The organism is Flavobacterium aerium, assembly GCF_030766725.1.
Taxonomy (GTDB): domain Bacteria; phylum Bacteroidota; class Bacteroidia; order Flavobacteriales; family Flavobacteriaceae; genus Flavobacterium; species Flavobacterium aerium.
The window spans coordinates 180397-193720 of sequence record NZ_JARQWR010000008.1; the positions used below are offsets into that span (position 1 = coordinate 180397).

Consider the following 13324-nt stretch of genomic DNA (forward strand, 5'->3'; position numbering starts at 1 on the left):
AAAAAATAAGCGATGAAAAAATATAAAATTTTAATAACAGGGCTCTTGGCAATGGGATTGTTCTCAGCATGTCAAGATGAATTAAATTTAAAGCCAGAAGATGCGTCTCCATTAGATGTAGTGTTTTCAAATAAAAATCAGGCTTTAGGAGCATTAACAGGGGTTTATAGTACAGCGCAAGATATTAATGCTTTTGCAGGATCTCCTCAATTGATGGGGGAATGGCAATCAGATAATGTTCAGTTTGAAGGTTCGTTCCCGACTTTTCAAGATGTCTACCAATATTCTGTGAATGCAGGAAATTCTTCTATGGCTGCTGCATGGAGATTTCATTATAAAACCATTGGAATGGCTAATTTTGTAATTAAATACACTCAAGACGTACCAGATGTAGATCCTGATGATCCATTTACAGATGAAGAAAAAGCAGACGCTATAGGTCAGGCAAAAGTAATGAGAGCATTAGGACATTTTAGTTTGTCGACATATTTTGCACAACCGTATAATATTCAAAATGGTGCTAGTTTAGGTGTGCCGATTATTACAGAGCCATTTGATGTTCTTCCTGCAGCAACAGTTGGTAGAAGTACTTTAAAAGAAGTATATGATTTTATAGAAGAAGATCTACTGTATGCTGAAGAGAATATTGTAAATGTAGATAGAACAAGAGCAACAGTTGCTGCCGCTCAAGCCTTATTGGCTAGATTATATCTATATAAAGGTGATTATCCTAAAGCAATTGAATATGCTAATAAAGTAATAAATACTGCTGGCGTAGCCTTAGCGACAGATTATACTTTTTACAATACAACAGGTCCAGAGATGATTTTTATTATTGATAATACTGCTGCTGATGGACAAACTGGGAATGAAGGTTTCTCAGGTTTATTAAATGGTGTAAATTTTGGCGGTCGTGGAGATGCTCCATTTTCACCAAATTTGATTGCTGATTTTAACACTGAACCGGCGGATTTAAGATTTGTACAAAAAAGATTAGGAAGAACATTTAATAACACTATGATGTTCTTTACTACAAAGTTTCCTGATGGGACAACTAAAGCAGATGATGTTCCTTTAGTAAGAGCTACTGAAATGTATTTAACTAGAGCTGAAGCTAACTTTAAAAATGGTTCTGCTATTGGTGATTCACCTTTGAATGATATCAATAAATTAAGAGTGAGAGCTAATTTAACGCCAGCTGCTACAGTAACTTTAGCGAGTATCTTAACAGAGCGTAGAAAAGAGTTGTGTTTTGAAGGATTCAGAAGGATGGATCTTTTAAGAAATGGTATGGCTCTAAGAAGACCTGGTATGCTAAATGAAGCTGAATCAGCTGCAGGAGCTAATAAAACAATTTTCCCAATTCCAACTCGTGAGGTGGATTTGTCTGATGGGAAAATGGTTCAAAACCCTGGATATTAATTCGAGATAAGAATTAGTAATTCATATACTAAAACCCATCAAGAGTTTCTTTTGATGGGTTTTTTTATTTAAAAAAAATTATCTTTGCCCAAAATGGTATGCTCTTTATGATCAAGAAACTAATTATAGTACTGTTGTTAGTCGTTCCCTTTATTGCACTAGCTCAAGACAAAAAACAAGGAACGAAAGACGATGGAAAAGAAAAGAAAGAATTAAGCTTACGTGAGAAAGCTGAAAAAGCCAAAGCCAAAGCTAAGGCAGAAAAAGCCCCTATTGAGTTATACCAAATTATTACACTTGAAAGAGATACGACTTTAGTAGATACTTCTCTAACAATCCAAAAAGAATATAAGTTTAATTATCTACGAAAAGATAATTTCGGATTATTACCTTTTGCAAATCCTGGACAGACATATAATACCTTAGATTTTGGATTAACAAAATACGCTGCTTTCCCTGAATTTGGATTTAAAGCTAAACACTTCAATTATATGGAAGTGAGAGATATCAAATATTATTCAGTAGCTACCCCAATGACAGAGCTATTTTATAAATCGGTATTGGAACAAGGTCAAATGCTTGATGCATTTATTACATTAAATACATCCAAAAATTGGAATTTTTCTATTGCCTATAAAGGACTACGATCTATAGGTAAATACATTAACAATACTTCAAGTACAGGAAATTTTAGATTCACTACCAGTTATCATTCTGATAGCAAGCGTTACATCCTAAATGCTCATTTTACGGCACAAGATATGTTGAATAATGAGAATGGAGGAATTGTCAATACGGCCAATTTTGAGAGCGGTGAAAAGCCATATACAGAACGTCCACGATTAGATGTGTATTTTAGAGATGCCACTTCATTATTAAAAGGAAACCGCTATTTTTTCGACCATTCTTTGAGAATCAATAAAGAACATGGAGATAATAATTTACTGATTACCCATCAGTTTAATTATGAAAATAAAATATTTGAATTTAAACAACCTACTGTTAGTAAACGATTTGGGAATTCTTATTTGAGTAGTAATATATTTGATAAAACTCGATACAATAAGATGTATAATAAAGTTGGAGTTACTTATCAGAATAGTACTATTGGAGAACTACAGTTTTTTGTAGATGATTACCGATACAATTATTACTACAACAGAGTTACAATTGGTAATATAGAAACTGGAGAAGGATATATTCCAAACACATTAAACGACAAGATTAATAATGTAGGAGCTGAATATAGATATCAAAAGAATAAATGGAAAGGTGCCTTCTCTTATTCTAAATCATTATCAAAAACATCGATGATGAATTTGAATGCAAATCTATTGTATACAATAGATGAGAAAAATAGTGTATCATTCCAATACCAAAACCTTAGCAAGTTACCAGACTTACAATATAACCTATATCAAAGTAATTACATCGCATACAATTGGTCTAATAATTTTAAAAATGAAAAGATCAATACGCTAAATGTAGAAGCCAAAACACAATGGTTGAATGTTGCACTGCAAGTAAGCAGCCTTAAAGATCATTTGTATTTTAAGAATGCTGGAGTTAGCGATACGTTATTGTTAATTTCACCACAGCAATATGATAAAACAATTAACTACCTGTCAGTAAAGGCAAGCAGAGAATTTAGAGTAGGTAAGTTTGCTTTGGATAATACAGTGCTTTTTCAAAAAGTTGATCAAGAAAGTAATGTGTTAAATGTACCACAATGGGTAACAAGAAATACTTTATATTATTCAGATCACTTGTTTAAAAGAGCCTTGTTTTTACAAACTGGTGTTACATTCAATTATTTCACGAAGTACCATGCAAATGACTATAATCCATTAATAGGAGAGTTCTATATTCAAAATCAAAAAGAAATTGGGAGCTATCCAACATTCGATTTCTTTATTAATGCGAAGATTAGACAAACCCGTGTTTACTTAAAAGCAGAACACCTAAACTCTAGTTTCACAGGATATAACTTTTATTCTGCACCCAATTATCCCTACCGTGATTTTACAATTCGCTTTGGTTTAGTGTGGAATTTCTTCACATAATATTCAATCATATAAAAAGTAAAAAAGAGTAGTTTTGAAAAGAGCTGTACTACTCAAAACAAATATTTATCTTTGTACCCGAAAAATGAATGAAGATTGTTTTTATTCATAAAAACAATACTATAATTAATGTATACCAAATAATGAAATACGCAAAAAACATATTAGAAACTATTGGAAATACACCATTAGTTAAATTAAATAAAACAATAGAAGATGTTGAAGCCTTAGTATTAGCTAAAGTTGAAACATTCAATCCAGGAAATTCTGTAAAAGATAGAATGGCTGTAAAGATGATTGAAGATGCAGAAGCAGATGGACGTTTAAAGCCAGGAGGAACTATTATTGAAGGTACTTCCGGGAATACAGGAATGGGATTAGCTTTGGCAGCGATTGTAAAAGGATACAAGTTAATTTGTGTTATTTCAGATAAACAATCCAAAGAAAAAATGGATATTTTGCGTGCAGTAGGCGCAAGAGTAGTAGTATGTCCTACAGATGTAGAACCATCCGATCCACGTTCATACTATTCTGTATCAAAAAGATTAGCAGAAGAAACACCAAATGCATGGTATGTGAATCAATACGATAATCCATCAAATGCGATAGCACATTATGAACAAACAGCGCCAGAGATTTGGGAGCAAACAGAAGGTAAAATTACACACTTTATCTCAGGAGTTGGAACTGGAGGAACAATTTCAGGAATTGGAAAATATCTGAAAGAAAAAAATCCAAACATTAAAATCTGGGGAATTGATACCTATGGGTCAGTATTCAAAAAATACCATGAAACGGGAATCTTTGATGAGAATGAAATCTATTCTTATATCACAGAAGGTATTGGAGAAGATATATTACCTAAAAATGTTGACTTTTCAATTATTGATGGTTTTACAAAAGTAACAGATAAAGATGCAGCCGTATACACGCGTAAAATTGCTTTGGAAGAAGGAATCTTTGTTGGGAACTCAGCAGGAGCAGCTTTAAAAGGATTGTTACAATTAAAAGAACATTTTAAACCAGAAGATGTCGTAGTGGTATTATTCCACGATAGCGGAAGCCGCTATGTAGGAAAAATGTTTAATGATGATTGGATGCGTGAAAGAGGTTTCTTAGACGAAGAAATTACAAAAGCAGAAGACGTAATTAAAGATCATATTGACAAACCATTGGTTATTGTACGTACTGAAGAACTAGTTTCTCATGCTATTGAACGTATGCGTAAATATAAAATTTCTCAAATACCAGTAATTGATACAAACGGATTTGTTGGATCTGTAGATGAGACGGATTTATTCCGTAGCTATGTAGAAGATAAAAATATTGCAGAGAAACCAATTAAAGAAGTAATGGGGGCTGCTTATCCTATTGTAAAGATGAATACTCCAATCGAAGAAGTATCAAAATTGATTAATAAAAATAATCAAGCAGTACTTGTTGATTTAGGAAATGGAAAACACCATATCATTACAAAACATGATATTATTAGTTCTATAAAGTAAATAAGAACTTCATTATATAAAAAGCCCGATCCTATAAAGATCGGGCTTTTCTATTTTTAAAAATTAAAGTTGAGCTATTCTCCAATTAATACACCAGAAACATTCCAAGAACTAAAACTATTACCCTCTGGTTGCCCTTGTGGTATTGTAATACGCATAGTATGTTTCCCAGCTTTTAAATCTCCTAAATCGATGTTGATTGGATTAGTAAGCGTTCCAGGGCACCAATTTGAGCGACTGTAATCTGAAGATGATAATCCATTTGGGAAATTCCCTGAAGCAGGATTAAACAAGCGATATGAGCCACAATCTTGTCTCCATGGAATAAATGCAAACATTTCTTTTTCATCAAGAAGAATCGTGTTTTTCTTAGGAACAAATTCATCACCATTTTCCCATCCGCCATGACCCGTTGTAATATAACGGAGTTTTACATTTTTTAAGTCTTTAGTCAAGTTGAAAGATACTTCTAAACCCTTATCATTATTAAATAAAGTGGCGTATTCCTGACCAGCCATTTCCATTACATTCGTTGTGTTGAATAATGGAATCACAGTAGACTGTTTAAGTTTACTTTCCTCCTCTTCATGTATTGTAATATTTAGATTTATCTTATGACCTCCTTTATCATAATTTCCTATAAATACACCAACCCACATTTCTTGATTATTTAATGTAGTTTGTAATTCCGATATATCTTGACGATAAGGGACAATTTCATGCCATGTTTTATCTTTCAATTGAATATGATTGTATTTTTTGATGCCAAAAGGAGTGAAGAAACGCATAAGTTCTATTAATGGAGAATAGTTTTCAGTGCGAATAATTCCCTGATATTTTTTTCCATTCCCATTTTCGTAAATAGGGAGCGTATTAGCACCATTTTTTAAACCATCGAGAAAGGATGATGACTGATCCATTGGTATAACAAATACAGAACCAGTTCGATCATAAGCATCACCATTGGATTGCTCTGTAAGATCTACAAAAATTTGACTGCCCAATTTGATTTCAGGAAATTTCACCTTTTTCAAAATAATTGTCCCATTTGCAAAGCGAAGTATACTATCATTAGACTTTGCAGTATCAGTGAAATTTAGAATCTCCTCTTTAAAAATAGACAGAGTAGTGAAATGGCTTTTCCAAAGTAAATCCCTATAAGATAATAAATCCACTGTGTCAGTCAAGTGATTTGGATGAACAATTGATTTTGGAAAAGATTTAAGTTTAGTAATTGAAGTTGCTGTAATAACGGAATTCCCATTTCGATTCATTTCAAGGACTAATCCCAAATTTTGACCCAATACAGTAGGAGCACCTTTAACCTTTAAATCTAGTGTAAACCAAAGTTCAATAGTATTTGAGTTAATGATTGTTTTAGCCTTTTGACATTTGTAACCTACTATTGTTTTGAATTCAGAAATAATTTCAAAAGTCTGTTTTGAAAGAGATAAACTATCTGTGGTTGCAATAGCCCTTTGTGAACTGAATTGTGCAACTTGAGTAAAATCAGTGTTTTTTTTGCGATTAATAAAAATCTGTTCATAAGGAAAAGAACTTTGTTGAGAATAGATTTTTTTTGATGTGACGACAGTTTCAACTTCATTAGTAAAAACCAAAATAGGATCTTGATTTTCAATTAGTTTACCATTACTGCTTTTTTGATACGTAATTTCAAAAGTAGGAAGCCCTTTTTGCGCACAAATTAAGTTATAACAAAAAAAAGGTAGTAGAATAAATAGTTTTTTCATTTGTATAGGATTGGTCTACAAATATAAAAGAATCTTGAAGAAAAGGATAAAACGAATAACAATATAAAAAATGTCTTATTGCACTATAAAAATACAATTCTACAGCCCCTTTTATGTAGAACTTCAATTAACTTGAGATTTTAAACTTGAGATTTTTACATGAATAATTAAGCCAAAGAAAAGCATGCAATAAACACATATGAAAGAAGACTTTTTACATTACTTATGGCGGTATAAAAAATTTACGTTGACAAATTTGCAGACAACGCAAGGAGAATACATTACAATAATTAATGTTGGACAGTATTTGCAATTGAGTGGACCAGATTTTTTTAACGCTCAAATTATTATAGGAAACCAAAAATGGGCAGGGAATGTAGAAATACACTTAAAATCATCAGATTGGTATGTTCACAATCATGAAAACGATGAAGCCTATGAAAATGTGATAATACATGTGGTATGGGAAGATGATATGGCAGTCTTTAGAAAAAATAATTCAGAAGTTCCAGTACTGCAATTGAAAGAATATGTTTCCCAAGAGATGATTAAGAACTATACCACATTGAGTATTACTAAAAAATGGATTTATTGTGAAGAAGAACTCAAAAAAATAAATAATTTCATTATAAATAATTGGCAGGAACGCTTATTCTTTGAACGTTTAGAACGAAAAGCCATAGACATAGAACAAGAATTAAGAAGAACAGATAATGATTGGGAAGCCGTTTTGTTTTATGCATTGTCCAAAAATTTTGGATTAAATACAAATGGAGAACAATTTTTAAAAATGGCACAATCAATACCATTTACAGTTATTCGAAAAGAAAGATTTGATATTTTGAATTTAGAAGCCCTTTTTTTCGGGAGAATAGGACTGTTATTATTTCCAAAGGAAGATCAATACTATAATAACTTAAAAAAACGATTTGAATATTTGCAAGAGAAATACCAGCTTAAGAAAATACATATTGATTCCGTTCAATTCTTTAAGCACAGGCCCGATAATTTCCCGACAATTCGATTGTCTCAGTTAGCATCAGTGTACCATTCACAGGACAATTTGTTTTCGAAAATAATTAAATGCCACAATATTGAAGAACTCTATTCTATTTTTGAAGTAACAACATCAGCCTATTGGCAAAGTCATTATCTATTTGATCGAAGCAGTACTTGGAAAAAGAAAAAAATATCCAAGAACTTTATCCATTTAATTATTATAAATACGATAATCCCAATTCAATTTGCCTATGCAAAATATAGAGGGAAAGATGCTGCAGAAGAAATAATAAAATTTTTAAAAGAAGTACCGCCAGAAGTAAATGTAATCATTGATAAATTTTCAAGATATGGGATAAAATCCAAAAATGCATTTGAGACACAAGCGCTAATTCAATTAAAAAAAGAATACTGTAACCATAGAAGATGCCTTAACTGTGCCATTGGAATGAAATTAATGACAGGCTAAATTTTTTAGGTATATTTACAAACAGATTAATAATTTAAAATTTAAACATGGCATTTATAACGCAACTACGATACTTCTTTGAAAAACATGGCTTTCATGTTTCGTCTCGATTAGCCGATAGATTAGGAATGCGTGCCAGTAGCGTACGATTATTTTTTATTTATATTTCATTTGTTACAATTGGATTATGGTTTGGAGTATACCTAACTCTAGCTTTTTGGATAAAGTTGAAAGATATGTTTTATGCAAAACGAAGCTCGGTCTTTGATTTGTAATAAAAGAATAAATACAAATAATGGGAAATGCAATTCTTCAAGTATACTTCGCAACAACGAATAGGAATCCTATTGCTCTTTACAGTAATAGTAGGACTACAACTTGCTTATTTTTTCATTGAAATAAACATCCAAGACGACAATAATATAGAAGCAAAAAAAGAATGGCTTTCATTTCAAAAAGAAATTGACTCTTTAAAATATCAAAAAGCGAATACAAAAGAAACCATTTTTCCATTTAATCCCAACTTTATTACAGACCATAAAGGATATCGATTAGGGATGAGTATAGCCGAAATAGATAGGCTATTAGAGTTTCGAAAAACAAATAAATTTGTCAACTCAGCACAAGAATTCCAATACGTCACTAAAATTTCAGACACTCTACTAAATAAGATTTCACCCTATTTTAAATTTCCAGAATGGGTGATAAATAAAACGAAAAAAGAGAATTTCGCTTCCAATATTGATAAAAAAGAAAAGACCATTGTTGTAGATATTAATAAGGCTACGCAGGAAGATTTGATTAAAATATATGGTATCGGACCAGCCCTTTCTGAAAGAATCTTAAGTAAAAGAAAACTATTAGGGGCCTATGTTTCTATGGATCAGATGTACGATGTCTATGGGTTATCAGAAGAAGTTATCCAGAAATTGAAGCTAAATTTTAATGTTTCAGATCGTTCAGAAATAAAGAAATATAACATTAATAATGCTTCAATCAAAGAATTATCACAATTCCCATATTTTAGATATTCACTGGCAAAAGAGATCGTTACCCATAGGAGTATGAAAGGAGATATAAAAAAAATTGAGGATTTAGTAGAGATTAATGAATTTCCTGTTGATAAACTAAAAATTATTACCTTATATTTGGAATTCTAAAAAAAAACATATAAAAATGGATTTTAATTATAGTGATGCGCAGGTAATGATCGCACAATCGATCAGAGATTTTGCAGAAAAAAACATACGACCATTCATTATGGAATGGGATGAAGCTCAGACATTTCCAGTTGATTTATTCAAAAAATTAGGAGAAATGGGATTCATGGGAGTATTAGTTCCTGAAGAATTAGGTGGTTCAGGTTTAGGATATCACGAATACATTACAATTGTTGAAGAAATATCAAAAGTTGATCCTTCTATCGGATTATCAGTTGCTGCACACAACTCTTTATGTACAAATCATATCCTTACTTTTGGAAATGATGAGCAAAAGAAAAGATGGATTCCTAAATTAGCTACGGCCGAATGGATTGGAGCTTGGGGATTAACAGAACATAATACAGGATCTGATGCAGGAGGAATGAATACAACCGCTGTGAAAGACGGAGACCATTGGGTGATTAATGGAGCAAAAAACTTCATTACCCATGCGAAATCTGGAAATGTAGCAGTAGTTATTGTTCGTACAGGTGAAAAAGGAGACTCTCGTGGAATGACAGCATTTGTTATTGAGCATGGAACACCAGGCTTTACAAGTGGTAAAAAAGAAAACAAACTAGGAATGCGTGCAAGTGAAACTGCAGAGTTAATCTTTGATAACTGTAGAATTTCAGACGCAAATAGATTAGGTGAAGTAGGAGAAGGATTCATCCAAGCAATGAAAATTTTAGATGGAGGAAGAATTTCTATCGGAGCTTTATCATTAGGGATTGCAAAAGGAGCATATGAAGCAGCTTTAAAATATTCAAAAGAAAGACACCAGTTTGGTCAGCCAATTAGTAATTTCCAAGGAATTTCATTCAAACTAGCTGATATGGCTACAGAAATTGAAGCATCTGAATTGTTATTACATAAAGCAGCATTCTTAAAAGACAATCACAAGCCAGTAACTACATTAGGAGCAATGGCAAAAATGTATTCTTCTGAAGTATGTGTGAAAGTAGCAAATGAAGCTGTACAGATTCATGGTGGATACGGATATACAAAAGATTACCCTGTAGAGAAATTCTATAGAGATTCTAAATTATGTACAATCGGAGAAGGTACAACAGAAATTCAGAAATTGGTTATTTCAAGAAACCTTTTAAAAGAGTAATTAAATTACAATTTTATTGTATAAAGCCTGTTAGTCAAAAACTAACAGGCTTTTTTATTAAAAAAAATATCTTTTTAAAATAGTTTTTAACACTACAACGTTTGCGTAAGTCTCGAGGTTAGTAATTGTATATTTTATACGGTTGTATTTTATAAATTAGATAGAATTTAACCTAAAATGATATGAAAAATTTATTATTTACCATTGTGTCTCTATTGTTTCTATATAGCTGTAATAGAGAAGAAATCGTTGATGAAACATCAGTTTCAAGTAGTAATTCTGCTAAAATTGCAAACCAAGATTTAATAGCGCGGGCAATTGGAGGTAAAGTGATGATGCAAGCCTTTTATTGGGATGTACCAGCAGGTGGTACTTGGTGGAATACAGTGACCGCAAAAATACCAGCTTGGAAGAATGCAGGTATAGATGCAATTTGGTTACCACCTGCAACAAAAGCACATAACGGAACTTTTTCTATGGGATATGATCCTTTCGATTATTATGATTTTGGAAGCTATGATCAGATGGGGAGTGTTGAGACTCGCTTTGGTTCTTTGACGGAAATTCAAAGTCTGATTTCAACAGCCCATGCTAATGATATTAGTGTAATTGCCGATATTGTAATTAATCATAATAGTGGGGGAGCATCAGAATCAAATCCATATACTGGAGGAGCAACCTATACAAAATTTCAACCAGCCTCGGGATTGTTCATCCGTTCCGCTTCAGATTTTCATCCAAATGATATTCATGCCAATGATAGCGGTTCTTTTGGAGGATATCCAGATCTCTGTCATGATAAAAAAAATGTACAAGATTGGTTATGGAATAATGCTAATTCTGTTGCAAAATATTATAAAAATGTCATGGGATTCGATGGTTGGCGATTTGACTATGTGAAAGGTTTTGATCCTTCCGTTGTCAAGAATTGGAAAAATGCCGTAGGAGGATTTTCCGTAGGAGAATATTGGGATGGAAATGTAAATACATTAGACTGGTGGACAAGTCAAGCAGAAGCGAGTGCTTTCGATTTTGCATGCTATTATGCAATGAGGGATGCATTCAATGGGAATAACTTAAACAATTTAAATAATGATATGTTGTGGAAAAGAAATGCTTCTAGAGCAGTAACTTTTGTAGCAAACCACGATACAGATGAGATTTATTCTAATAAATTACTAGCCTATGTTTATATACTTACACATGAAGGATATCCAACGTTGTTTTATAGAGACTATGAAGAATGGTTGGATAAAAATAAATTAAACAACCTAATCTGGGTACATAATAATCTTGCCTCAGGAACCACTAATATCCTTTATGCAGATAATGATGAGTATGTTGCGAGGAGAAATGGTTACAATAGTAATGGCTTAATAGTGTATATAAACACAAGTGACGCTTGGCAAGAAAGATGGGTTGCTACAAATTGGAGTAATGCCATAATAAAAGATTATACGGGAAATTCCAGTTGGGAACCAGTGACTCAGGTTGATAAATGGGTGAAAATTCAAGTGCCACCAAAGAGTTATACCGTTTGGTCAAAAAAATAATTCAATGTTTTAGTTTGAAATTGAAAAATTATTTATAAGTTTGCACCCTTAACGAGAGGAGGTGTTATATTATGTTGATTATACCAATTAAAGACGGAGAAAATATAGATAGAGCGTTAAAACGCTATAAGAGAAAATTTGACAAGACTGGTGTTGTAAGACAACTAAGAGCTCGTCAACAATTCACGAAACCATCTGTTGTGAAAAGAGCACAAGTTCAAAAAGCTGCTTACATTCAAAACATGAAAGACAATTTAGAAAATTAGATAATAATTTTTTCGATATAAAACCGTTAGTAGGTAAAGTTTAATAACTTTGTCGCTAACGGTTTTTTTTATGGAAAATTTTAAGGAATCATTTCGGGATTATCTGCAGTTGGAGAAGAAATATTCTTTACTAACCGTTAAAGCTTATTTGCAAGATGTCGTTTTTTTTGAAGAATTTATTGCAATAGATTTTAATCAAAAAAGATTAGATCAAGTTAATTATAGTCAAATTAGAAGTTGGATTGTTCAGTTAGTGGATAATGGGGTTTCTAATCGATCAGTAAATCGAAAAATAGCATCTCTTAAGGCTTACTATAAATTCTTGCTTAAAACGAAGCAAATTGAGTTTAATCCATTGTCAAAACATAAGGTTTTGAAAACCCCTAAAACACTGCAGATTCCTTTTTCAGAAAAAGAATTGATGGGAGTGTTGAAAGAAGAGAATTTTGCTTCCGGTTTTGAAGGAACGCGAGATCGATTAATTATAGAGCTGTTTTATGTTACAGGGATAAGACGAGCAGAGCTAATTGAGCTTAGATTGAAAAACATTGATTTGTCTACAGGTGTGATTAAGGTCGTGGGTAAACGAAATAAAGAAAGAATTATACCGATTTTGCCAGTGATTAAAAAGCAATTTAACGTATATATAACAGAAAGAAATGGGTTGAATGAGGTTGTGGATGAAGAATATTTTTTTCTTACCAAGAAAGGGAATAAATTGTATGATTCGTTTGTTTATAGGTTAATAAATGACTACTTTAGTGATGTCTCAGAGAAGGTAAAGAAGAGTCCGCATATTTTAAGACATACATTTGCGACTCATTTATTGAATAACGGGGCGGATTTAAATTCAGTAAAAGAGTTATTAGGACATTCTAGTTTGGCATCGACACAAGTGTATACACACAGTAGTTTATCAGAACTAAAACAAGTATATGGTGCGTTCCATCCCAGGAATAAAAAGTAACTCTAAAGTT

At 32.2% G+C, this 13324-nt stretch carries 11 protein-coding genes; 10 read left to right on the top strand and 1 reads right to left on the bottom strand.

Annotation, left to right across the window (positions count from 1 at the left end):
- The first annotated feature begins 12 nt into the window (after positions 1 to 12).
- The 3 genes from P6733_RS12520 (at position 13) to P6733_RS12530 (ending at position 4990) form a co-directional block, all read left to right on the top strand.
- Positions 13 to 1422: a RagB/SusD family nutrient uptake outer membrane protein gene (locus P6733_RS12520; RefSeq protein WP_306353243.1), complete on the top strand. Its 1410-nt coding sequence runs from the start codon at positions 13 to 15 to the stop codon at positions 1420 to 1422.
- 107 nt (positions 1423 to 1529) lie between these two features.
- Positions 1530 to 3485, top strand: coding sequence for a putative porin (locus P6733_RS12525; RefSeq protein WP_306353244.1), 1956 nt, complete (start codon positions 1530 to 1532; stop codon positions 3483 to 3485).
- A gap of 143 nt (positions 3486 to 3628) precedes the next feature.
- Entirely contained in the window at positions 3629 to 4990 is a 1362-nt protein-coding gene (locus P6733_RS12530) for a pyridoxal-phosphate dependent enzyme (protein ID WP_306353245.1), read from the top strand.
- A gap of 74 nt (positions 4991 to 5064) precedes the next feature.
- On the opposite strand, the gene P6733_RS12535 is transcribed toward P6733_RS12530, so the two are convergent.
- Positions 5065 to 6741, bottom strand: a complete 1677-nt coding sequence (locus tag P6733_RS12535) for a PNGase F N-terminal domain-containing protein (protein ID WP_306353246.1) — start codon at positions 6739 to 6741, stop codon at positions 5065 to 5067.
- A gap of 199 nt (positions 6742 to 6940) precedes the next feature.
- Here P6733_RS12535 and P6733_RS12540 point away from each other — a divergent pair, with 199 nt between their 5' ends.
- The 7 genes from P6733_RS12540 (at position 6941) to P6733_RS12570 (ending at position 13314) form a co-directional block, all read left to right on the top strand.
- Positions 6941 to 8209, top strand: coding sequence for a DUF2851 family protein (locus P6733_RS12540; protein ID WP_306353247.1), 1269 nt, complete (start codon positions 6941 to 6943; stop codon positions 8207 to 8209).
- A 47-nt stretch (positions 8210 to 8256) separates the two neighbouring features.
- A complete protein-coding gene (locus P6733_RS12545; protein WP_306353248.1) occupies positions 8257 to 8484 on the top strand; it encodes a PspC domain-containing protein in 228 nt (75 codons plus the stop codon).
- A 27-nt stretch (positions 8485 to 8511) separates the two neighbouring features.
- On the top strand, positions 8512 to 9369 hold the full coding sequence (locus P6733_RS12550; RefSeq protein WP_306353249.1) for a ComEA family DNA-binding protein: 858 nt from the start codon (positions 8512 to 8514) through the stop codon (positions 9367 to 9369).
- A gap of 16 nt (positions 9370 to 9385) precedes the next feature.
- Positions 9386 to 10528 carry an acyl-CoA dehydrogenase family protein gene (locus tag P6733_RS12555; RefSeq protein WP_306353250.1) on the top strand — a complete coding sequence of 381 codons (1143 nt, stop codon included), beginning with the start codon at positions 9386 to 9388 and terminating at the stop codon, positions 10526 to 10528.
- A 182-nt stretch (positions 10529 to 10710) separates the two neighbouring features.
- Positions 10711 to 12081, top strand: a complete 1371-nt coding sequence (locus P6733_RS12560; protein ID WP_306353251.1) for an alpha-amylase — start codon at positions 10711 to 10713, stop codon at positions 12079 to 12081.
- A 71-nt stretch (positions 12082 to 12152) separates the two neighbouring features.
- Positions 12153 to 12347: a 30S ribosomal protein S21 gene (gene rpsU / locus P6733_RS12565; protein WP_306353252.1), complete on the top strand. Its 195-nt coding sequence runs from the start codon at positions 12153 to 12155 to the stop codon at positions 12345 to 12347.
- A gap of 70 nt (positions 12348 to 12417) precedes the next feature.
- The gene (locus P6733_RS12570; protein ID WP_306353253.1) at positions 12418 to 13314 is read left to right on the top strand and encodes a tyrosine-type recombinase/integrase; all 897 of its coding nucleotides are present in this window, start codon (positions 12418 to 12420) and stop codon (positions 13312 to 13314) included.
- Positions 13315 to 13324: the final 10 nt, after the last annotated feature.